Raw genomic sequence first — 22207 nt, forward strand, 5'->3', positions numbered from 1 at the left:
GTCAGGAGACCTCCGCGCTCTTTTCTGACTCGAGCTCGGCGTTCAACTCGCCTTTGTGCGTGGGTTCGCCGTGGTCGCGCTTGAACGGCGTCGGCCGCTTCGGCGGCTTGACCGGGGCGAACTTCTTCGTCGGCGCGTCCAGGTGGTCGACGCTGACCTTCCCCGGCTCCGGCAGCGGCGGGGCCGGCGGCTTGGCCGGCGCCGGCGGGACGACCGGCCGGACCGGCGCGATCCGCCGCGTCGGCGGCTCGACGACCGCGACGCGCTCGGCGATCCGGGCGGCCAGCTCGTCGATGCGGTCCTCGTGCTCGACGACCGAGACGCGGTGCACGGCCGGTGCCGACTTCGCGCGGCCGCGCAGGGCCGTGTGCAGGCCGTCCCACAGCGTGCCGTCGGACTTGTCGCGCGGGTCCGGGTCGACCAGCACCACGCCGACGATCGGGATCTGCTGGTCGGCGAGCTGCCGCGCCACCGTGTGCAGCCACAGCGTGTTCGCGTGCCCGGCCTTGACGACCAGCACGGTCTCCTTGCCGAGGTGCTCCAGGTCGGTCCACGCCGTGCCCGGCGACACCGTGCCGACGCCGACCCGGCGCTCGTCCGGCTCGGCGGCCGGGTCACCGGCGCCGACGACGGCGACCTCGCTCTTCGTCTCGGTGACGAGCTTGCGGACGTCTTCGTTCGGCAGGTCGTCGAGGATGCTCGCCTTGCCGTCGGTGCCCAGTTCCTCGGCGATGTCGAGGGCGAGCGCGGCGGCGACCTTCGGGGCGCCGAGCTCCAGCAGGGACACCTGGGGCTTGTCCTTCTTGATCGCGCGCACCAGCGTCGTGGCGACGCGCTTGCGTTCGGACACCGCGCGGGAGCGCCGCCACAGCCGCGCCGGGCCGCGTGGCTTCGACGGCAGCTGGGCGAGCACGGACGCGCCGAGGTGCGTGGAGATCTCGCGGCGCAGCACCGGCCGGTCGCGCGAGACCGCGCCGATGGCGGCGAACGCCAGCCCCATGGCCAGGCCGAGCGCGAAGCCGATGCCGGCGTTGGTCGCGGTGGTCTTGAGGAACGCCTTGGGCAGCGCGCGCGGCGCGTCGACGATCTGGGTGCCCGCGGCGACCTGCGGGCTGCCGATGCCGGCCTGCTGGGCGCGGGAGTCGAAGTCGGAGATCTGCGACGCGAGCGCCGCGCGGCGGCCGTAGAGGCCTTCGAGGGTGCTGGCGTTGGCGTTGCGGCCCTTGCCGGTCTCGTCGGCGATCTGCTGGTCGACCTTGGCCAGCTCGTCCTGCGCGTTCTTCCGCTGGTCGAGGATGGCCTTGGACTGCGCGGCCGCGGCGGCCTGGCTGCGCTGGACGTGGTCGGCGATGAACACCTCCGCCAGCGCCTGTGCCTGCGCCACGGCCTCTTCGGTGGTCTTGGCCTTGACGGTGATCTGCATGACGTTGTTCGTCAGGCCCAGCCCGGCGTAGTTCTTCATGAACTCTTCGGCGGGCTCGGTGCTGCCCAGCTTCTTCAGCGCGCCTTCGGCGATCTTCGTCGTGGAGAGCACGGCGACGTCGGTGCGCATCAGCGTGCCGCTGTCGGTCGGCGAGTCGTCCTGGTGGACGACGATCACCTTGGTGACCGCGGTCGGCGGCGCCGGCAGCACGACCGCCACCGCGGCGCCGGCGATCAGCCCGAGCAGGGCCGTGGCCAGCCACAGGCGCTTGCGACGGCGGATGGCGACGAACAGGCGCTGGAGATCGACCAGCGGGGCCGTTTCCGTGGAAGTGCTCACGCCGAACCTGCCAGGGCTTTCTCGGGGGCTTCCGCCGCGGGTTCGGGTGTGGCCGGGCCAGCCGGCCGGACAGGATGGGTGAGGACGGCGCCGACGACCTCCTGGCCGGCGTCGGCGCAGGCCTCGGCGAGCCGGACCAGCTCCCACGCGGTGCGGGAGCCGGCGCTGAGCACCACCAGGACACCGGAGCCGGGACCGGCGTCCGGGACCGTCGGCCGCCCCGCGGTGAACTCGAAGATCCGCAGCGGCACCGACAGCCGGTCGGCCAGCTCGGCGAGCTGGCCGGCGGCGAGCTTGCCGGTTTCGTCGTCGTCGGCCACCAGCAGCAGGACGTCGGCGGGGCCGGTGGCCAGCCGGGCCAGCACGCGGCGGTAGCGGATGTCGCGGTTGACCTCGTCGGCCGACGTCGCGATCGGCGGCAGCAGCCAGGGCCGGTCGCTGCCGAGCAGCCGCCGCACCTTGCCGAGGAGGCCGGTCGCCGGGAGGCGGTCGCCCTGCGGCGTGGTGACGTCGACGCCGGCGAGGATCGGCGAGCCGAGCGCCGAGGCGATCTCCGGCTCCCCGCGCAGCCGCCGGTCGGACCGGGCGGCGAACAGGTGGCCGATCACGCCGGCCAGGAAGAACAGCACCGCGCCGCCGGCGACCAGCTGCACCAGCGTCGGGGCGGCCGGCCCGGTCGGGCGCTCGGACGGCCCGAGCACGACGGTGTTGCCGATGCCGGTCGCGAGGTCGGCCTGGTTGAGGTCGTTGATGGCCTGCTCCAGCGACGTCCGCAGGCCTTCCAGCTGCGTGCGGACCTGGACGCTCTCGACGGTCAGGTCGCCGCCGACGCCCTTGGCGATGTCGCTGATCTTCTCGGTGGTCAGCTTGACCTGGTTGCGCAGCGACTCGCGCTGCTCCTGGGCCAGCTGCACCGAGGCGTCCGCGGAGTTGCTGGCCAGCTGCGTGGAGTACTTGACGAACTGCTGCGCGACCTGGTCGGCGAGCTGCTGGGCGTGCTCGGCGGTGTCGGCCGAGACGGTGATGGTCACGACGTTGCCGTTCGCGACGGACGTGGTGACCTGCTTCTTCAGGTCGGCACCGTCCGGGTGCCAGGCCAGCTGCGCGGCGGCGCGGTCGAGGACGACCGAGCTGGTCGCGACCTCGGCCTGCGTCAGCAGCTCGTCCGCCTGCCGCGGTCCCTGCAGCAGCACGCTCGACGACGTCTTGTAGCCGGGCGAGAGCAGCAGCGAAGCGCCCGCGCCCACCAGGGCTCCCAGGACGGCGAGGACGGCCAGCAGCCGCCATCGCCGTTTCAGAACCTGCCCGACCAGGGCCAGGCGCACCGTGTCGTCAGTCAACGGCGGTATCTCCATTCCTGAGCCGGGTACGCCGAACGGATCTGTAGTTGATCGGCCGGTTACCCGAACCGTCGTCGGACCGGGAACTTTGGTTACACGTCCGGTGACTTCTTGACCTAACGGCGATCAGGACTTCACAGCATGCTCATACGCGGCGAGGAGGTTCTTCGCCGAGTTCTCCCACGAGAGCGCCCCGGCGACCCTGGCCTGGCCGAGCTTGCCCATCCGGGCCCGCTCCTCCGGGTCGTCGAGCAGCTGGGCGACGAGCTTCGCGAACGCCGACTCGTCGTTCGCCGGGGCGTAGACCGCCGCGTCGCCGGCCGAGACGCGCGCCTCGCGCAGCTCGAACGAGACGATCGGCTTGCTCATCGCCATGTACTCCATGACCTTGTTCATCGTGGAGACGTCGTTGAGCGGGTTCAGCGGGTCCGGCGACAGGCAGACGTCGGCGGTGGACAGGTAGCGGACCAGGTCCTCGTCGGGGATCCGGCCGGTGAACTCGACCTGGTTGGCCAGCCCGAGCTTCGCCGAGAGGGCGACCATGTCGTCGAAGGCGTCGCCGGAGCCGACGAACACCGCGTGCCAGTCGGTGCGCCCGACCTCGTCCCGCAGCTTCGCGAGCGCGCGCAACGCGTAGTCGACGCCGTCCTGCGGGCCCATCACGCCGAGGTAGGCCAGCAGGTGCGGCTTGCCCTTCTTCAGCTCCGGCTCGGCCGGCACCTCGTGGAACCGCTCGACGACCGGGGCGCTGCGCACCACGAAGACGTCTTCGGGCTTCTTGCCGCCGCGGATCCGCGCGACCTCCTTGTAGCTCTCGTTCGTCGAGATGACGACGTCGGCGGCGCGGTAGGTGGCGCGTTCCAGCGCGCACACCCCGCGGTAGAGCAGGTCCTGCCCGCGGTCGAAGCGCGACAGGTACAGCTCCGGGCAGAGGTCGTGCTGATCGAAGACGAACCGCGCGCCCCGGCGCTTGAGCACCTTCGCGACCAGGTACAGCAGGTCCGGCGGGTTGCAGGCGTGCACGATGTCGACCGGGCCGACCTTGCGGGCCAGCCGCAGCGTGTGCCACAGCGCGCTGCCGTACTCCTGCAGGTAGCCGGCCGGCCCGCCGGTCGCCGCCTTCAGCGGGTAGCGGTGGATGTGGACGCCGTCGACGACGGCTTCGGCCTCGGTGTCGCGTTTCGTGCCCTGCGGGCAGATCACGTGGACTTCCCACCCGGCGTCGCGCAGGGTCGTGGACTCCTGCCAGACCCGCCGGTCGAAGGGGACGGACAGGTTTTCGACGAGGATGAGCGCTTTACCAGGCAAGGCCGGCGTATCCCTCTTCAAGGCGACGCTCGGCGGCGTCGGGCAGGCGGACGAGGTCGACGAGCACCCGGTCGCCGCCGTGCGGCAGCGCCGCCAGCACGTCCGGGTCCTTGGTGCCGACGAGCAGGACGTCGGCGTGGTCCATCACTTCTTCGACGGACGCGGCGAGCAGCTGGCCGAGGTGCGGCAGGCGCCCCTCGATGTACTCGCGGTTGGCGCCCATCAGCCGCGAGAGGCTGACGTTCGCGTCGTAGATCTTCAGGTCGTAACCCTTGCCGAGCAGCTTTTCGGCCAGCTCGACCAGCGGCGACTCGCGCAGGTCGTCGGTGCCCGGCTTGAAGGAGAGGCCGAACAGCCCGACCTTGCGCTTGCCGGTGCGCGCGACCAGGTCGAACGCGCGCTGCAGGTGGTCGGCGTTGGACGCGAGCACGTGCGACAGGATCGGCACGCTCACGTCGTTGCGGTGCGCGGCGTAGACCAGCCCGCGCAGGTCCTTCGGCAGGCACGAGCCGCCGAACGCGAACCCGGGCTTGAGGTAGGCCGGGCTGATGTTGAGCTTGGTGTCGGCGAGGAAGACGTCGATCACCTGGTGCGAGTCGAGCCCGAGCGCCCGGCAGATCGCGCCGAGCTCGTTCGCGAACCCGATCTTGAGGCCGTGGAAGGAGTTGTCGGCGTACTTCGTCATCTCCGCGACCGGGATCGGCACGCGGAACACCGGGCCGGGCAGCCCCTCGTACAGCCCGGCGACGGCGTCGCCGCTCGCGGTGTCGATCTCGCCGATCACGGTCTTCGGCGGGTCGAAGAAGTCGCGGACGCTGGTGCCCTCGCGCAGGAACTCGGGGTTCACCGCGACGCCGAAGTCGACGCCGGCCGTGCGGCCCGAGGACTTCTCCAGGATCGGGATCAGCAGGTCCAGGCAGGTGCCCGGCAGCATCGTGCTGCGGAAGACGACGGTGTGCCGCTCGGTCTTGTTCGCGATCGCTTCGCCGATCTCCTCGGCGACGCGCTCGAGGTAGACGGTCGAGAGGCTGCCGTTCGGCGCCGACGGCGTGCCGACGCAGACCAGCGAGATCTCGCTGTCGGCGACGGCTTCCGCGACGTCGGTCGTGGCTCTCAGCGCGCCGCTCGCGACGACTTCGGCGGTCAGCTCGCCGATCCGCTCCTCGACCACTGGCGCCTTGCCGGCGGTGATGAGGTCGATCTTGACCGGGTTGACGTCCACGCCGACCACCCGGTGTCCCTGCCCCGCCAGGCACGCGGCGGAGACACAGCCGACGTAACCGAGCCCGAAGACACTGATCTTCACGCCAAAACCTCCGCTATTCCGCGCGACCCTCAAGTTGGTCGGCGGCGCCCCCTGGATCGTTACCGGGAGGGCGGCGAACGGGGTAAAGAGTGAGGAGGCCGTTAGGCGTAACGGTTTTCGCGTAAAAATCGGGTCTCGAATTGCATCTTGCCGTGGGCGGGCAACGTGGTGCGAGCGGTTCGGGTCAGCGGGTCCCGAAAAGGCGTTTCCGTTCGGGTGTGTAGGTCCACCACGGTCGCGGTGGTGCGCCGTCGGCTTGGTCGACGGCCGACATGAACGTGTCGAGGACGCAGGGGTCGTGCCGGTGGCCGTCGATCTCGCAGAGCCGTTCGTACAGCTCGACGGCGTCTCGGCCGGCCAGCTGGGCGGGCTCGGTGATGCCGAGCCGGGCGAAGTCGCGGACCATCGCGGGTCCGATGTTGGCGAGTTCCATCAGTTCTTCGCTCATGGTTCCCAGCACAGCAGCCGGGGCCGATCCACGTCTTGAACGGATCGGCCCCGGCTCGCGCGCGGGTCAGTTGTTGTTGACGAACGTGGTGGCGAGGCTCTGGCCCTTGCTCACCGCGTTGGCGTGGTTCTCGATCGGGGAGACGGTCGAGTTCTTGAAGCAGATGTAGGTGACGCCGGAGTCGGTGCCGCCGTTGGACGGGTCGGGGTTGATGCCGAGGTCCTTCGCCGTCGCGTAGGAGGCTTCGCCGATGATCTGCGTCGGGCCGGTGTCGCCGATGACCGCGTACTCGACCTTGCCGTTGTAGATCACGGCGCAGGAGCCGCCGCCCTTCAGCTGGGACGAGCTGTACTTCCAGATGCTGCTCGAGCTCGGCACGACGATGTAGGGCAGCTTCGCGGCGTTGAGCGGCTTGCCGTCGGACTGGTGGAACGCCGTGTCGTCCTGGTAGCAGCAGTCGGTGTTCTCGTTGCACTGCGTGCTGCGCTGGCCGTCGCAGTCGATGTCCATGTCGGCCTTCCAGAAGACCGCGCCGTTCGCGTCGCAGACGGCGACCGTCTTGGCCGAGACGTCCTCGTCGGTCTTGTACTTGCCGTTGGAGATCTGCTTGCAGCTGTTCGTCTTCGCGAGCAGCTGCGCCGCGGTCGGGGCGGCCGCCGTGGTGGCGGGCGCGGCCGGGGCCGGTGCCTGCGCCGCGGACGCGAGGGCCGAGGGCAGGACGGCCGCGGCGAGCGCCATGGTCGCGAGCAGGATCAGTTTCCGCATTCGTGGTGCTCCCTTTAGTTAGGAAACTTTCCTTACGGCGGCGAGGCGACCAGGATGCACCCGAGCGGTGGTCTGGACAAGAGGGTCCAGTGCGGGAATTTCCCATCATGCGGCCGGTCTTGACGAAAACGCTGCTCACCGGCGCACCGCGGGGCTCACGCGATGTCCCGCTGTGCGACACACCTCGGAGTGGTTGGGGCGGTTCTAACCGCGCCAACCACTCACGACCGGCGGCGGAACAGGCGGGCCAGCCCGCGGCCGGCTTTGCGCTGCCCCGCGACGAGCACCTCGTCCAGCCACTCGCCGTCGACGTCGTGGCGCAGCTCGGTGCGCGCCCGCAGCCAGCCGTCGCGGCTCGCCGCGCCGCCGCCGCTCGTGTAGACGCGCGTCGCGCCCGCCTGCCGCAACCGCGTCAGCACGCGGCGGTCGTACGCGCCGAACGGCAGCGAGTAGCGCCGGACCGGGCGGCCGCACAGGTCGCCGAGGAGCTTCGGGGCCTCGGTCAGCTCGCGGCTCGCCTGGCGGTCGTCGAGGCGGCGCCAGTCGCGCGGCTCCCAGCCGTGCGAGCCGATCTCCATGCCGGCGCGGGCGAGCGCGCGCAGCCCGTCGCGGTCGAGGTAGCCGCGCTGGCCGAGCCGACCGGCGAGCGGGAAGAACTCCGCCGTCAGCCCGCGGTCGACGAGCCGCGGCAGGGCGATCTCGACGTCGGACTCGTTGCCGTCGTCGAAGGTGAGGTGGACGTCCGGGCTGTGCTGCACCGCTTCGAGCACCTGCTCGAACTGCTCGACCGTCACCCAGCGCTCGTCCTCGCCGGGGTCGAGCTGCCGGGCCGGCCTGCCGATCCCGTGCAGGGCGAGGTTCACCGCCACCACTTCCACCGCCTGCCACCGCGAGTAGTCGATTTGTTACTTCGATTAATCGCGGTGGCAAACGGGTGAGTTACAGGTTTTCGCCGGGTTCACCCTTTGCGGATTTCCAGCGTGCAGCACTTCGGGCCGCCGCCGGCTTTCCGCAGCTCAGAGATGTCGACGTAGACCGGCTCGTAGCCACGATCGGCGAGAAGTTCACCCAGTCGGGTGGCCTCGACGGGCAGGACGACGTTGCGGCCGTCGGAGACTCCGTTGAGGCCGAAGCACTCCGCGTCTTCACGCGTCGCGAGCACGGCGTCCGGGAACAGCCGCTCGAGCACGCGTCGCGAGCCGGCCGAGAACGCCTCGGGGTAGTAGACGATCTGCGCGCGGGTCGTGTCCGTCGCTTCGGCGAGCACGAACAGCGCCGTGTCGAGGTGGTAGTAGCGCGGGTCGACCAGGTGCAGCGAGACGACCGGGACGCCGAGGACCTCCTGGGCCTCGGCGTGCGCGGCCGGGTCGGTGCGGAAGCCGGCGCCGGCCAGCAGCAGGGCGCCGGTCCAGGCGAAGTCGCCCTCGGCCTCGTTGATCTTCTCGGGCATGGTGATGTCGCGGTAGCCGTGCTCGACGAACCAGCGGCGGAAGTGCTCGGCCTCGGCGGCCCGCTGCGGCGCGCGGAACCGCGAGCCGAGGACGCGGCCGTCGACGACCGTGCCGGAGTTCGCGGCGAAGACCATGTCGGGCAGGCCGGGCTGGGCGTCGATCTCCTCGACGGTGTGGCCGAGGCGGCGGTAGGTGTCGCGCAGCTCGGTCCACTGCGCCATGGCTTTGTCGACGCTGACCGGCTGGGTCGGGTCCATCCAGGGGTTGATCACGTAGTCCACCGCGAAGTGACGCGGGGGACACATGAGGTATCGACGGGTGGTCGGTACGCGCATCGCCTGCATGAGTGCAGGGTAAGTGGCGCCTAATATCGCAATCAATCGCTGTTCGCTGCGCGTATCTGTGCTATCTGTTGCGTGTGAACACCATCGACCAGCGAATCGTTTCGTGTCTCGTGGCGAACGCGCGATCAAGCTACGCGGAGATCGGCAAGGTGGTCGGCCTGTCCGCGCCGGCGGTGAAGCGGCGGGTCGACCGGCTGCTGGAGACGGGGATCCTGCGGGGCTTCACGGCGGTGGTCGACCCGGAGGCGCTGGGCTGGGGCACGGAGGCGTTCGTCGAGGTCACGTGCCAGGGCAACATCACGCCGGCCCGGATCCGGGCGCGGCTGGAGCCGCTGCCGGAGGTGGTGGCGGCGTACACGGTGTCGGGCGCGGCGGACGCGATCGTCCACCTCCGGGCGGCGGACATCCACCACCTGGAGACGGCGCTGGAGCGGCTGCGGGGGCTGGAGATCGTGGACCGGACGGTGTCGACGGTCGTGTTGTCGCGGCTGCTGGAACGCCCGCCTACGCCGGAGGGGTGACGCCTCCGGCCCCCGGGTTCCAGCTTATCGGCGGGGTGGGACAGTTCCGGCCCGCTGCGGGGTCGGTGCCGCCGGTTGTGCACACCCGCGGCTGGTTGTGGATCAACCGCGGGCCCGGGCCGCCGAAGTCGCGAAACCGTCGGCCCCCGCCGATACGCTGGCGACCGGGGGCCGGAGGCCGCCCTCAGCCCGCGAGAGCCCGCAGGACCAGCGGTGCCTCGTCGGGGTGCAGCCGCAGCTCGGTCCGGCCGCCCGCCGCGTGGAACGTCACCGACTGGCGGTCCACCGCCTGCATCGTCAGCTCCCCCGGCTCGAACGCCACCGGCTCGCCGCCGGGGGTCCGCCACGTCGCCGTTCCCTCGCCCACCGCGATCCAGCCGCGGCGCTCACGGCCCTCGGTCACCTCGTCGGAGCGCAGGACGCACGGGAACTCGACCCGCGCACCGCGGGCGAAGGCCGCCGCCCGCGCCCGGCGACGGCGGCTGCCGAACAGCTCCGACATGTCGATCATCGTCAGCAGGTTGCCGACCAGCACCACCAGCAGTTCCCCCATACCCCACTAATACCCTGCCCCGATGACCGACAGCATCGTCAGCGAGCACGCCGGCGGCATCGCGCTGCTGACCGTCGACGCCCCCGGCAGCCGCAACGCGCTCACCCTCGACCTCTCCGCCCAGCTCGCCGCCGCCGTCGAAGCCGCGGAACGGGACGAAACCGTCCACGCCGTCGTCGTCACCGGCACCCCGCCCGCCTTCTGCGCCGGCGCCGACCTCGCCGCGCTCGGCCGGGCCGACGAGACCGGCCTGCGCGCCATCTACGAGGGCTTCCTCGCCGTCGCCCGCTGCGGCCTCCCCACGATCGCCGCCGTCAACGGCGCCGCCGTCGGGGCCGGGCTCAACCTCGCGCTGGCCGCCGACGTCCGGCTGGCCGGGCCGCGCGCGAAGTTCGTCGCCCGGTTCCTCGAGCTCGGGCTGCACCCCGGCGGCGGGATGACGTGGATGACGCAGCGGCTGGCCGGTCCGCAGGTGGCCGCCGCCATGACCTTGTTCGGGCAGCCGCTCGACGCCGAGGCGGCCGTACGCGCCGGGCTCGCCCTGACGGTGGCCGAGGACGTCGTCGCCGCCGCGAAGGAGCTCGCCGCCCCCGCTGTCGCCGCGCCGCGCGAGGCGCTGCTCGCCACCAAGCGCAGCCTCCGGACGACCGCCTCGCTGGCCGCGCACGCCGACGCCGTCGACGTCGAGATCCAGCCGCAGCTCGCGTCGCTGGCCTCGCCGGAGTTCGCCGAACGGCTGGCCGCCATCCAGGCGCGGATCCGCTCCCACCCCTGATCCCAGCAGGTGGACCCCTGAGTCCGAGACCCGCGTCACAACGAAGACAGGGGTCTACCCGTTACCATCGGTTACACGTATTTGTCGGACCAGCACAGAAGAACCGTCAGCGCAGTATTGAGGTCGTTCGGGACCCCGGGACTCTAGGAACATCGTTGTCGAGCGCGAGCTAACCTCGTGGTAGGGCCTGGTGATCCGCGTGTCACGACACCGGGCAGGTGTCCGATGGCCGCAACGTCGGGAGAGAGGGAATCCCTGACCCATGAGCACGAGTGCGAACGGCAACGGCGCTGGTCACGGCTCGCTCGCCGCGACCAGGCCGACCGAGGTCAGCAAGCTGGACCGGGTCGTCATCCGGTTCGCCGGCGACTCGGGTGACGGCATGCAGCTGACCGGCGACCGCTTCACGTCCGAGGCCGCGGCGTTCGGCAACGACCTCTCGACGATGCCGAACTTCCCCGCCGAGATCCGCGCGCCACAGGGCACCATCCCCGGCGTCTCGAGCTTCCAGGTGCACTTCGCCGACTACGACATCCTCACCCCCGGCGACCGCCCGGACGTGCTGGTGGCGATGAACCCGGCCGCGCTCAAGGCGAATCTGGGCGACGTCCCGCAGGGTGGGACGATCATCCTGAACACCGACGACTTCATCAAGCGGAACCTGACCAAGGTCGGCTACGCGACCGACCCGCTCGACGACGACACGCTCGCGGCCTACCAGGTCCACCGGGTCGCCATGTCGACGCTGACCCAGGGCGCGCTCGCCGACACCGGCCTCGGCAAGAAGGACGCCGAGCGCTGCAAGAACATGTTCGCGCTCGGCCTGCTGTCCTGGATGTACCACCGGCCCACCGAGGGCACCGAGCAGTTCCTGCGCGAGAAGTTCGCGAAGAAGCCGGACATCGCCGAGGCGAACATCCTGGCCTTCCGGGCGGGCTGGAACTACGGCGAGACCACCGAGTCGTTCGCGACGACGTTCGAGGTCGCCCCGGCCAAGCTGGCCCAGGGCACCTACCGGCAGATCACCGGCAACACCGCGCTCGCCTACGGGATCGTGGCCGCCGGGCAGCGCTCCGGCCTGCAGATCCTGCTCGGCACGTACCCGATCACCCCGGCGTCGGACATCCTCCACGAGCTGTCCAAGCACAAGAACTTCGGCATCATCACCTTCCAGGCCGAGGACGAGATCGCCGGCATCGGCGCCGCGCTCGGCGCGTCCTACGGCGGCGCGCTCGGCGTCACCTCGACGTCCGGCCCGGGTGTCGCGCTGAAGTCCGAAGCCGTCGGCCTCGGCGTGATGGTCGAGCTGCCGCTGGTCGTCATCGACGTCCAGCGCGGCGGCCCGTCGACCGGCCTGCCGACCAAGACCGAGCAGGCCGACCTGCTGCAGGCGATGTTCGGCCGCAACGGCGAATCGCCGGTCCCGATCGTCGCGCCGCTGTCCCCCGCGGACTGCTTCGACGCGGCCGTCGAGGCCACCCGGATCGCGCTGAAGTACCGCACGCCGGTGCTGCTGCTGTCGGACGGCGCGATCGCCAACGGCTCCGAGCCGTGGCTGATCCCGGACGTCGAGACGCTGCCCGACCTGCGCGTCGACTTCGCGTCCGAGCCGAACGCCGAGAACGGCTCGGGCGAGTTCTGGCCGTACGTGCGCGACCCGGAGACGCTCGCCCGCGCGTGGGCGGTCCCGGGCACGGCCGGCCTGCAGCACCGCATCGGCGGCCTGGAGAAGGCCGACAAGACCGGGCACATCTCCTACGACCCGGACAACCACGACAAGATGGTCCGGCTGCGCCAGGCCAAGATCGACGGCATCGACGTCCCCGACCTGGTCGTCGACGATCCCTCCGGCGGCAAGGCCCGCGTGCTCGCGCTGGGCTGGGGCAGCTCCTTCGGCCCGATCGGCGCGGCCTGCCGGCGCGTGCGCAAGCTCGGGATGCCGATCGCGCAGGCGCACCTGCGGCACCTCAACCCGCTGCCCGCCAACCTCGGCGACATCCTCCGCAGCTACGACAAGGTCGTGGTGCCGGAGATGAACCTCGGCCAGCTCGCGCTGCTGCTGCGGGCGAAGTACCTGGTGGACGTCCACTCGCACACCAAGGTCGCGGGGCTGCCGTTCAAGGCCGAAGAGCTGCAGAACCTGTTCGCGGAGATCATCACCAGCGTTACTACGGAGGCGGCGAAGTGACCGCAATCGACATCGGGCTCCCCACCATCGGCGGCCTGGACCTTGTGCCCACCACCGACGAGCCGCAGAAGGCCAAGGACTACAAGTCCGACCAGGAAGTCCGCTGGTGCCCGGGCTGCGGCGACTACGTCGTGCTGAACGCGGTCCAGTCGTTCCTGCCGACGCTCGGCCTCAAGCGCGAGAACATCGTCTTCATCTCGGGCATCGGCTGCTCGTCGCGGTTCCCGTACTATCTCAACACCTACGGCATGCACTCGATCCACGGCCGCGCGCCGTCGATCGCGACCGGCCTGGCCACCACGCGCCCGGACCTGTCGGTGTGGGTCGTCACCGGTGACGGCGATGCGCTGTCCATCGGCGGCAACCACCTGATCCACGCGCTGCGCCGCAACGTGAACATCAAGATCCTGCTGTTCAACAACCGGATCTACGGCCTCACCAAGGGCCAGTACTCCCCGACGTCCGGCCAGGGCATGGTCACCAAGTCGACGCCGATGGGGTCGGTGGACACGCCGTTCAACCCGCTCTCGCTGGCGATCGGCGCCGAGGCGTCGTTCGTGGGCCGGGCGCTGGACTCCGACCGCAAGGGCCTGACCGAGGTCCTCGAAGCCGCGGCGAAGCACCGCGGGTCGGCGCTGGTGGAGATCTACCAGAACTGCCCGATCTTCAACGACGGCGCGTTCGACGTCCTCAAGGACGCCGACGAGGCCGCCACCCGGCTGATCCCGCTGCGCGCCGGCGAGCCGATCCGCTTCGGCCCGAACCAGGAGTTCGGCGTCAAGCGCGGCGACTGGGGCGGCCTGGACGTCGCGAAGGTCGCCGACATCGGCGAGGACAACGTGGTGGTGCACGACCCGTCGATCGCCGACACGTCGTACGCGTTCGCGTTGTCGCGCCTGGGCGACCAGAACCTCAACCACGTCCCGACGGGCATCCTCCGCCAGGTCGAGCGCCCGACGTACGACGACGGCGCCCGCGCCCAGGTCGAGCAGGCCCGCGCGGCCCGCACGCCGGACCTGCAGGCCCTGCTCCGCGGCAAGGACACCTGGACCGTCGCTTAGTTTTCGCCGTCCGAAGGCCGCCACGCTCCCCGCGTGGCGGCCTTCGCCGGTTCGGGGGCTTGCTTGATTGGGACACGTGTCCTAAGTTTTGGGTCATGCGACCTTTCGTGTTCTTCGACGTCCGGACGTCCGATGTGGACGGCACCAAGCGGTTCTTCGGCGACCTGCTGGGCTGGGAGTCCTCCGGCGCGCTGCTCACCGACGGCGGCGCGCCGTGGGGCGGCTTGACCGAGCTGGCGCCGGACGACGACCGCGCGCCGCAGTGGCTGCCCTACGCGCCGGTGTCCGATGTGGACGCCGCGGCCGCGAAAGCCGTGGCGCTGGGCGGAAAGGTCGTGCGGGAGCGCACCGACCTGCCGGTCGGCTCCCTGGTCGTCGTCACCGACCCCGGCGGCGCGGCGCTGGTGCTGTTCCAGGCCGCCTGAAGTCAGCTGAGCGGGCGGAACCCGACCCGCTCGGCGTCCTCGGCGGTCCGGAACCACACCTCGGCCACCATCTTCGGGAACTGCGCCGAGTCCTCGGTGCAGTACCGCAGCGCCGTCACGCTGGCCTTGACCTCGAACGCGTCGCTCGGGCGCCCGCCACCGGGCCGCGGCATCGCCGAGCCGGGGCCGAACGGGCCGGGCGGGACCGCGTCGCCGGCCACCTGGCGCGCGGGCGGCGGCTCGGGCGCCGCGACGGCCGCCTGGTTCGGCTGCACCGACGGCTCGAACAGCGAACCGCTGTGGGCGCCGGCCAGGTCGGTCTCGCGCCGCTCGACCGTGCGCATCGACGGCTGGATCGGCTGCGGCGCGTCGAACCCGCCGCGCAGCGCCTCGCGCGGCTGCCGCTTGGGCAGCACCTGCGTCGCTTCGGCGGGGGTCTCCGGCGGCACGTCCAGCTCACCGTTCGCCGCGTCGTCGCCGCCGAACGCGTACTGCGGCGTCTCCTCGGCTTCTTCGGGCGCTTCCACCGAGCCGAGGTAGCGCGTGCGCTCCACCGGCTCCTCGAACGCCGACCGCTCGGCGGGCGTGTCGTCGTCGAACCAGTCCGGCGCGGCCTGCTGCGGCTCTTCGGCCGGGGTCTGGAACAGCGACCCGGCGGCGGGCTCCGGGTCGAGCTGGTGCTCGAGCCGCGAGAGCGCCGGCGTTTCGAGCTCTTCCTCGGGCGTCAGGTACTCGGTCGCGGCGGCGCGGTACGGGTCTTCGGACTCCGGCTGCGCGACCGGGGACAGGATCTGCGTCTCCGGCGCCCGGTCTTCGCGTTCCGACGCCGGCCGGAAGGCCTCGTCGGGGTCGTGCGTCCCCAGCGGCACCTGGGAGTCGAGCTCGGCGAAGTCCGCGTCGATGTCGTCATGGACGTCGTCGCGGTTGAACGGCGCCGCGGCGACCAGCGTGCCGGGGTAGGAGGTCTCCTCCCGCGCCGGCACCGGCTCGGGCCGCGGCTCCGGCCGGCTGAACACCTCGGTGCCCGGCGTGGCCAGCCCGGCGGCGTTCGCGGGCGTGCGCGCGGCGTCGGCGTGCGCCTGCGCCAGCGAACTCTCCAGCTTGCGGACGCTCTTGCGGAGCGGCAGCACCAGCACCAGCCAGGTGAGCAGCACCCCGACGAAGAACGCCGCGAGACTCCACAGCCAAACCTGTCCGAAAATGGACATCTTTCTTCCTGCCCCTGTTTAGTGCGTGCGCGCGACCAGGTAGTCGGCGACCGACTCGCACGCGTCCCGGGCGGGTGACGCGGGCAACGCGGCTAGCTCGGCTCGCGCGCGCTGAGCGTAGTCGGAAAGGGTGACGCGTGCGCGTTCGAGTCCGCTACTGGCCCGCAGCAGCTCCAGCGCCTCCCGCACGAGCGCGTCGTCGGCGATCGGGCCGGACAGCAGCTCGATCAGCCGGGGGTCGGTCTCCGGGTCGGCCAGCGCGTACAGCATCGGCAGCGTCCGGACGCCTTCCCGCAGGTCGGTGCCCTGCGCCTTGCCGAGCTCGGCGGACGGCGAGGCGATGTCGATGATGTCGTCGGAGATCTGGAACGCGGTCCCGATGATGTCGCCGAAGCGGCGCAGCGCCTCGATGTGCTCCTCGGCGGCGCCGGACATCATGCCGCCGAAGCGGCCGGAGGTGGCGATCAGCGAGCCGGTCTTCTGGGCGATCACGGTGAGGTAGTGCGCGACGGCGTCGTCACCCGGCCCGGGGCCCACGGTCTCGCGCATCTGACCGGTGACCAGCTCGCCGAAGGTCTCGGCGATGATCCGCGCGGCGTCCGTGCCGAGGTCGGCGACCAGGCGCGAGGCGTGCGCGAAGAGGAAGTCGCCGGTGAGGATGGCGATGGTGTTGTCCCAGCGCGCGTTGACGCTCTCGGCGCCGCGGCGCATGTCGGCCTCGTCCATGACGTCGTCGTGGTAGAGCGTGGCGAGGTGCACCAGCTCGACCGCGGCGGCGGCGATCACGACGTGGTCGTCCTGCTTCGGGCCGAACTGCGCGGACAGCAGCGTGAAGAGCGGGCGAAAACGTTTGCCACCCGCCTCGACCAGGTGCAACGCGGCGTCGTTGACGGCCTGGACGTCGCTGCGGACGACCTCGCGCAGCAGCTTCTCGACGTCGGCCAGGCCGCCGGCGATGGCGCGCAGCAGGGACTCGTCGGCGATCTGCAGGCCAACCGACGCGCGCAGGTCCTCGAGGGCGCCACCCGGCGCAGCGGGGAGGGATCCCGCCCCGGGGGCTGGGGAAGGCACAGACACGTCGGCTCCGCTCTACTCGTGCACCGGTCGGGTTATGCCTTGAGCGTAGTGGCTACCCCGCGCGGTCGTTTACCCGCTGTCCAGCGGAAACGGTGATGAACACGACATTCACCGACGGGTGATTCCCGATGTCCGAAGGAGTGATCAGCGTTTTCGCGCGCAACGGACGTCTCCGGCGGGCGGATATTGCCCTCAGGGAGATCACTCAAGGAGGACCCGCAATGCGCAACACGATCGCTCGGCGAGCCGGGCTAGCCGGAACACTGCTGGTGGCGGGGCTGTGCGCCGGCGTGGCACCGGCGCAGGCCACCCCGCAACCGGGCGTGGCGAACATCGGCTCGGCATCGTTCACGAAGGCGGGCTCGACGATCACGGTGCCAACGCAGGGCCACTGTTCGGTGGACGGCCCGACGAGCGCAACGGCCCAGGTGGTGACGAAGACGGGCATCACGTTCGGCGGCGGGACGTCGTCCTGCACGACGACGGTGACGGACCCGAACACGGACGCCACGACGACGACGTCGACGGCAACGGGCAAGAACTTCGAGCTGTCGGCCCTGGTGAGCGCGGGCGGCCCGCGCGTCAAGCTGTCGACGTTCACGGTGAAGTGCGTGGCGACCCAGACGCAGACGAACGCGAACTGGAGTTATGGAGGGATGTCGGGCATCCCGAACCCGCCGAGCCCGGTGCCGGTGGGGTACGTGTCGCCGATCAAGAAGTCGAACGGGACGGTGCTGGCGAACGCGGTGTTCAACATCCAGAACCTCCCGGGCGACGGGAGCATCGGGCTGACGATGCTGCGGATCGACTTCCTGCCGGCGTCGGGGATCAGTGGGCAGGTGGTGTTGGGCCACACGTCCTGTTCACCGACGCCGTAGCGGGTTTCGGGGGCCGCGGCCGGGGAGTTCTTCCGAGAGGACGGCCGCGGCCCTCGTTCGGGTTTTCGGGGGTGGGAACCCTGGTAGTGTGCTGGCCGTCGGATACGCAGGGTGTTGGGGTTGAAGCACACTGCGAGCTAGGGGAGAGCTGATGACGACGACGGGGTTCAGTGGTGTCTGAGGTGTACGACCCACGGGGAACACGGCGGGCGCCGTTGCGACCGGTTACGCGTCCTGCGGGGTCTTATGGGGGTTCGGCGGGGGCCGCGGGTGCCGGTGGGGCGGGGTTCGAGTACGACGAGGCCACGCTCCGCGCCTTGATGCACGAATGGAACGACCTGGCAAACGAGTTCCGTAACGACCAGCGGCGGGCTCAAATACTCGCGCAAACGCAGGGCCCAGGACTCGAGTACGCGAGCGAAGGCAACGCCGACCGGATCCGGAACTCCGGCCGCGCCTTGCTGGATACACTGGAAAGCCGCGAGGACTACTGCCGGGCGATGGCCAGGAAGTTCGAGTCCGCCTTGGGCAAATACGCCACGGTAGAGGACGTCAACAGCACACAGATCAAGCAAACCGGGGGGACGCTTTGAGGCGCCGCACAATTACTTTGATCTGCGTGTCTCTGCTTGCCCTCGCTACGAGTTGCACAGGCAAGACGAACGGCTCGGCGTCACCGTCTCCCAATTCTTCGAGCCCGTCTGATTCGCAGCCTCCGTCCTCGGAACGCCTTCCCGGGCCGGGCGTGCCGGCGGTGGAGACCCCGCTGGACGTCAGTCGGTTCCAACAGTCCCCGTGCGACTCCTTGACCAGCGCGGAAAGCCAGGAACTGCTCGGCGCGGGCGTCATCGCCAAACCGGTCGTCGACGATCCGGCCGGACCTACCTGCAACTGGGACGTTCCGGCCGTTTCCCAAGCCGGAGTCGGCGTGACCTACTTCAAGAAGACGCAACTGGGCCTGACCGGGATTTACCAGTCCAAGGGCACCGTGTACCCCTTCTTCGAGCCGCTGGACTCGATTGACGGCTACCCCACGGTCGCGTTCGGCACGGTCGATGAACGGAACACCAAAGGCCGGTGCCTGCTGGCGCTGGGCACGAGCGATACGCAGCAGGTCGACATCGCGGTTTCCCTGTCCGAGGCCAACATCGGGAAAAAGGACCCCTGCTCAGCTGCACACGAAGTCGCGGCGAAAGTCTTGGCAAATCTCCGGAAGGTGAACTGATGGTCGCCGAAGGGCCGCTGACCGCAGCGCAGATCTACGAACAGATCACCGGCGGGAAGGGCATCCAGTCTCTTAGTGATGCCCAAGAGAGCGCCGACCAGCTGACCAGTCGGATGGTTGAACGGGCTCAGCGGATCAGTGCCCTCCGTGCCAAAACCCTGTCCGGGTGGCAAGGTGCTGCCGGGGAAGCCGCTGCTGATGCCACCCTTCCCCTTGTTCAAGCCGCCGCTGATGATGCTGTTCATCTCAAGACTGCTCAAACTGCTGTTGGCTCTCAAATGGATGCCTTTGGGACTGCCAAGAACTCCGTCAAGCCCGTTGCTCCTCGGCCTCCCGAGATCACCGCTGTCGACATTCTTCACGTCTTCAACGGGGAAGGCACTGGCTCCTACGCCACCAAGGTTGCCACCTGGCAGGCCGATAGCCAGGCCAATATCGAAGCCTTCAGCGCCTATCACTCCGCCAGCAGCACCAACGGCATTCAAATGCCCGCCCAATACGCGCAGCTCAGTGACTCCGGTGCGCCCGTCTCCATGACCACTCCCCGCGATGGGACGCAGAGCAAGACCACTGCGAACAAGACCGTCGGGCCTACCGATACTGGCGAGTGGGCCAGGAACCCGAAGCAACCGCAAGTTCCCTCGCAGCAAACCCGGCAGACTGTGCAACCCGGGCAGCAGACGGACCAAAACCAGACACAGAACCAATTTCACAACCAGAACCAGGTTCAGAACCATCTCCAGCAGCCTGGTACCGGCACCACTCACGCCAACAGCTACGTCCCCAAGCCCGTCATGCCTCCCGCCGCTCAGAGTGGGTACCAGTTCGGGCCCACCGGGCAGCCCTTTGGCGACAACTACTCCTTCGGGCCCGGCGCTGGTGGCTACACCGGTGGGTTCGGGCCCGGGACCGGCGGCTACGGGAGCAACACCGGGAGCGGGTACCGGCCAGGCATCGGAACAGGACCAGGGACAGGGACAGGACCAGGGACAGGGACGGGGACAGGCACACGCGGCCCAGGAGCCAACACCGGCGCCCGCCTCCCCGAGGAACGGTTCCCCACGAACAACCCGGCGCGCGGCGCCACCGGCCCCCGGGGCGCCAACGGCATGCCCATGGGCGCCCCCATGAACGGGCGCGGTGGCAAAGAAGAAGACCGCGAAAAGAAAAAGGCCCCCTACCTGCAAAACCCCGATCCCGACGAAACCTTCGGCGGTTTCATCGAAAAGCCGATGCCGCCGGTGATCGGTGAGAACCGGCCCAAGAAGTAACCGATGGCCGACCTCTCGCTCACCACCCTGCTCACCGCCATGCGCAACGCCGGCTGCGGTGATCCGCACCCCGTCCTCGCCGGCGGGCTCAGGTACGTCCCTCCCTCAGCCGAACAGCGCGTCAACCGCGAAGTCTTCGAAGAACTCAGCGAATACGGCTTCACCCAAGGCGACGGCCTCTCCCCCGAATTCGAAGACCTCCTGCACCTCATCGACCGTCCCGCACGACAGTTCTACGCCTACGCACGCGACCAAGCCGAGCAGATCGGCATTCTCACCGGCAGCACCGGGCGGACCACCGTGACCCTCGTCTGCCGGGGTGACCGCGTCACGCTCGAAACCCTCGACGCCCACCCCGCCGACGCCCTGGTCGCGAACCTGCCGCCGTACAAGGCAGCGAACATCAAGCCCTTCACCCTGGCGCAAAAGGACTTCCAGCAGCCCCAGGACGTGAGTGACATCTTCGACGACGCCCCCGCCCGGAGCCGGGAAGCCCAGGAACTCGACTCCTTCTTCCAGCAAGACCACAAAGGACTCGGGCAGCTCTACGCCGGCCACCACGCCGTCAGCTACCTCGACCTCGACGAAGGACGCGTCGGGATCGCCCTCGCGGACGGCTACATCAGCGTCGTGCCCGGGGAAAGCACCCAACTCAGCCACAAACTAAAGGCCGCCACCCCCTGATCGACAGAGAGTGGCGGCCAAAGCCCAAGGCCCCAAAGGGCCGGAAATCAAGAAGCGAAACCGCCCGCACCGGCCCAGCCCAACGCGAACGCCGGGACCAGGCCCAGCACCAACGTCACCGCTGTGCCGAGGAAGATCGCCGTTCCCGTGCCGAAGCCCGGGACCGACACCGACGGCCCGTCCGCCGCCGGCTCGGAGAAGTACATCAAGACGATCACCCGCAGGTAGAAGAACGCCGCCACCGCGCTGAACACCAACGCGACCACGACCAACGGCGCCATTCCGTCCGACAGCGCCGCCGAGAACACCACGAACTTCCCCACGAAACCGGACGTCAACGGAATCCCGGCCAAGGCCAACAGCAGGAACGTGAACACGCCGGCCACCAACGGCGACCGCTTGGCCAGCCCCGCCCACGCCGACAGGTGCGTTGCCTCACCAGAGGAATCGCGCACCAGGCTGATCACGCCGAACGCCGCCAGCGTCGTGAAGCCGTACGCCAGCAAGTAGAACAGCGTGCTGGACAGCCCATCGCGAGTCATCGCGATCGCCCCGACGAGCAGGAAGCCCGCGTGGGCGATCGACGAGTACGCCACCATGCGCTTGACGTCCGTCTGCGTGAGGCCCAGCACCGCGCCGATCACCATCGAAATGATCGCCACGCCCCAGAGCACTCCGCGCCACTCCCACGACGTCGACGAGAACGCCACCGACAGCACCCGCAGGATCCCGCCGAACGCCGCGACCTTCGTGCACGCCGCCATGAACGCCGTCACCGGGGTCGGGGCACCCTGGTAGACGTCCGGGGTCCACGTGTGGAACGGGCCGACCGAACCCTTGAACAGCAGGCCGACGACCAACAGGCCGAGGCCCGCGAACAGGAGCGTGTCCGAACGGTCCGAGCCCGCCGCCGCGGCCGCGATGTCCGCCAGCTTCACCGAGTTCGCGTAGCCGTACAGGAGCGCGAGTCCATAGAGGAAGAACGCCGAGGAGAACGCGCCCAGCAGGAAGTACTTGACCGCCGCTTCCTGGGACAACAACCGCCGCCGCCGCGCGAGGCCGCACATCAGGTACAGCGGCAGCGACAGCACTTCCAGCGCGATGAACATCGTCAGCAGGTCGTTCGCCGCGCAGAACGCCATCATGCCGCCGAGCGCGAACAGCGTCAGCGGGAACACCTCGGTCTGCATGACCGTCGCCGTCTGGGCGCGGTCCTGGACCGTGCCCGGGCGGATGCCGGCCTGCGCGACCAGCGCGCCGCCCGGCTCGACCACGCGGTCGGAGATCAGCAGCACCGCGCCGACCGCCAGCGCCAGCAGCGTGCCCCAGAGGAACAGCGCCGGCTTGTCGATCGAGATCGCGCCGCTGAACGTCTTGACGCCGCCCGCGGGTGCGCTGCCCGTCGCGTAGACGATCAGGCTGACGCCGGCCGCGACGATCGCCGCCAGGCTCAGCCCGACCTGGATGCCGAACCGCGAGCGCTTCGAAGCGAACGCCTCGACCAGCACGCTCACGCACGCCGCGCCGAAGACGATCAGCACCGGCAGCACGGCCGGGTAGTCGACCGACGGCACCGTGATCGGCGAAGGCGCCTGGGTCAGGAGGATGTCGAGCACT

General features: G+C 70.0%; 22 protein-coding genes. 10 read left to right on the forward strand and 12 right to left on the reverse strand.

All coding sequences use genetic code 11. The features are described from left to right. Window position 1: 1 nt before the first annotated feature. The 8 genes from AB0J40_RS32635 to ddaH all read right to left on the reverse strand — a co-directional run bounded on the left by AB0J40_RS32635 (window position 2) and on the right by ddaH (window position 8724). Window positions 2–1762 carry a Wzz/FepE/Etk N-terminal domain-containing protein gene (locus AB0J40_RS32635; RefSeq protein WP_364460692.1) on the reverse strand — a complete coding sequence of 587 codons (1761 nt, stop codon included), beginning with the start codon at window positions 1760–1762 and terminating at the stop codon, window positions 2–4. After that, window positions 1759–3117, reverse strand: coding sequence for an exopolysaccharide biosynthesis protein (locus AB0J40_RS32640; protein ID WP_364460695.1), 1359 nt, complete (start codon window positions 3115–3117; stop codon window positions 1759–1761). The genes AB0J40_RS32635 and AB0J40_RS32640 overlap by 4 nt, the downstream gene beginning before the upstream one ends. Window positions 3118–3228: 111 nt before the next feature. Continuing rightward, window positions 3229–4410, reverse strand: coding sequence for a glycosyltransferase family 4 protein (locus AB0J40_RS32645; RefSeq protein ID WP_364460697.1), 1182 nt, complete (start codon window positions 4408–4410; stop codon window positions 3229–3231). After that, window positions 4400–5716 (reverse strand): nucleotide sugar dehydrogenase, encoded by a 1317-nt coding sequence (locus AB0J40_RS32650; RefSeq protein WP_364460700.1) that lies wholly within the window; start codon window positions 5714–5716, stop codon window positions 4400–4402. Before AB0J40_RS32650 ends, AB0J40_RS32645 begins: the two co-directional genes overlap by 11 nt. Before the next feature lie 184 nt (window positions 5717–5900). Continuing rightward, window positions 5901–6164: a helix-hairpin-helix domain-containing protein gene (locus AB0J40_RS32655; protein WP_364460703.1), complete on the reverse strand. Its 264-nt coding sequence runs from the start codon at window positions 6162–6164 to the stop codon at window positions 5901–5903. Between the two features lie 66 nt (window positions 6165–6230). Next, window positions 6231–6929 carry a glycoside hydrolase family 75 protein gene (locus AB0J40_RS32660; protein WP_364460706.1) on the reverse strand — a complete coding sequence of 233 codons (699 nt, stop codon included), beginning with the start codon at window positions 6927–6929 and terminating at the stop codon, window positions 6231–6233. 221 nt (window positions 6930–7150) lie between these two features. Beyond that, window positions 7151–7807: a polysaccharide deacetylase family protein gene (locus AB0J40_RS32665; RefSeq protein ID WP_364460709.1), complete on the reverse strand. Its 657-nt coding sequence runs from the start codon at window positions 7805–7807 to the stop codon at window positions 7151–7153. Window positions 7808–7887: 80 nt separating this feature from the next. Continuing rightward, complete coding sequence (gene ddaH, locus AB0J40_RS32670; RefSeq protein ID WP_364460712.1) at window positions 7888–8724, reverse strand: dimethylargininase; 837 nt, start codon at window positions 8722–8724, stop codon at window positions 7888–7890. A gap of 74 nt (window positions 8725–8798) precedes the next feature. Between ddaH and AB0J40_RS32675 the strand changes: the two genes are divergently transcribed. Further along, window positions 8799–9245 (forward strand): Lrp/AsnC family transcriptional regulator, encoded by a 447-nt coding sequence (locus AB0J40_RS32675; RefSeq protein ID WP_086676042.1) that lies wholly within the window; start codon window positions 8799–8801, stop codon window positions 9243–9245. 184 nt (window positions 9246–9429) lie between these two features. Here the strand turns inward: AB0J40_RS32675 and AB0J40_RS32680 are convergent, their stop codons facing one another. Further along, window positions 9430–9798, reverse strand: a complete 369-nt coding sequence (locus tag AB0J40_RS32680) for a hypothetical protein (protein WP_364460715.1) — start codon at window positions 9796–9798, stop codon at window positions 9430–9432. Window positions 9799–9820: 22 nt separating this feature from the next. On the opposite strand from AB0J40_RS32680, the gene AB0J40_RS32685 reads away from it, so the two are divergent. The 4 genes from AB0J40_RS32685 (at window position 9821) to AB0J40_RS32700 (ending at window position 14247) form a co-directional block, all read left to right on the forward strand. Continuing rightward, entirely contained in the window at window positions 9821–10573 is a 753-nt protein-coding gene (locus AB0J40_RS32685; protein ID WP_364460718.1) for an enoyl-CoA hydratase, read from the forward strand. Window positions 10574–10835: 262 nt separating this feature from the next. Beyond that, window positions 10836–12761: a 2-oxoacid:acceptor oxidoreductase subunit alpha gene (locus AB0J40_RS32690; RefSeq protein WP_364460721.1), complete on the forward strand. Its 1926-nt coding sequence runs from the start codon at window positions 10836–10838 to the stop codon at window positions 12759–12761. Then, window positions 12758–13822, forward strand: coding sequence for a 2-oxoacid:ferredoxin oxidoreductase subunit beta (locus tag AB0J40_RS32695; protein ID WP_364460724.1), 1065 nt, complete (start codon window positions 12758–12760; stop codon window positions 13820–13822). Before AB0J40_RS32690 ends, AB0J40_RS32695 begins: the two co-directional genes overlap by 4 nt. Before the next feature lie 95 nt (window positions 13823–13917). Further along, window positions 13918–14247 (forward strand): VOC family protein, encoded by a 330-nt coding sequence (locus AB0J40_RS32700; RefSeq protein WP_364460727.1) that lies wholly within the window; start codon window positions 13918–13920, stop codon window positions 14245–14247. A gap of 2 nt (window positions 14248–14249) precedes the next feature. On the opposite strand, the gene AB0J40_RS32705 is transcribed toward AB0J40_RS32700, so the two are convergent. Both AB0J40_RS32705 and AB0J40_RS32710 read right to left on the reverse strand, forming a co-directional pair. Next, complete coding sequence (locus AB0J40_RS32705) at window positions 14250–15455, reverse strand: hypothetical protein (protein ID WP_364460730.1); 1206 nt, start codon at window positions 15453–15455, stop codon at window positions 14250–14252. Window positions 15456–15473: 18 nt separating this feature from the next. Beyond that, window positions 15474–16526, reverse strand: a complete 1053-nt coding sequence (locus tag AB0J40_RS32710) for a polyprenyl synthetase family protein (RefSeq protein WP_364461177.1) — start codon at window positions 16524–16526, stop codon at window positions 15474–15476. Between the two features lie 227 nt (window positions 16527–16753). Here AB0J40_RS32710 and AB0J40_RS32715 point away from each other — a divergent pair, with 227 nt between their 5' ends. From AB0J40_RS32715 to AB0J40_RS32735, 5 genes are all read left to right on the forward strand, one after another. Then, window positions 16754–17410, forward strand: coding sequence for a hypothetical protein (locus AB0J40_RS32715; RefSeq protein WP_364460733.1), 657 nt, complete (start codon window positions 16754–16756; stop codon window positions 17408–17410). Window positions 17411–17727: 317 nt separating this feature from the next. Continuing rightward, on the forward strand, window positions 17728–18003 hold the full coding sequence (locus AB0J40_RS32720) for a hypothetical protein (protein ID WP_364460736.1): 276 nt from the start codon (window positions 17728–17730) through the stop codon (window positions 18001–18003). A 26-nt stretch (window positions 18004–18029) separates the two neighbouring features. Next, the gene (locus AB0J40_RS32725) at window positions 18030–18635 is read left to right on the forward strand and encodes a DUF3558 domain-containing protein (protein ID WP_364460739.1); all 606 of its coding nucleotides are present in this window, start codon (window positions 18030–18032) and stop codon (window positions 18633–18635) included. Further along, on the forward strand, window positions 18635–19906 hold the full coding sequence (locus AB0J40_RS32730) for a hypothetical protein (protein WP_364460742.1): 1272 nt from the start codon (window positions 18635–18637) through the stop codon (window positions 19904–19906). Before AB0J40_RS32725 ends, AB0J40_RS32730 begins: the two co-directional genes overlap by 1 nt. A 3-nt stretch (window positions 19907–19909) precedes the next feature. Continuing rightward, the gene (locus tag AB0J40_RS32735) at window positions 19910–20590 is read left to right on the forward strand and encodes an ESX secretion-associated protein EspG (RefSeq protein ID WP_364460744.1); all 681 of its coding nucleotides are present in this window, start codon (window positions 19910–19912) and stop codon (window positions 20588–20590) included. Window positions 20591–20637: 47 nt separating this feature from the next. Here the strand turns inward: AB0J40_RS32735 and nuoN are convergent, their stop codons facing one another. Next, window positions 20638–22206 (reverse strand): NADH-quinone oxidoreductase subunit NuoN, encoded by a 1569-nt coding sequence (gene nuoN, locus AB0J40_RS32740; protein ID WP_364460747.1) that lies wholly within the window; start codon window positions 22204–22206, stop codon window positions 20638–20640. Between the last annotated feature and the right edge of the window lies 1 nt (window position 22207).

It is taken from the genome of Amycolatopsis sp. NPDC049691 (assembly GCF_040675005.1).
Classification (GTDB): Bacteria; Actinomycetota; Actinomycetes; order Mycobacteriales; family Pseudonocardiaceae; genus Amycolatopsis.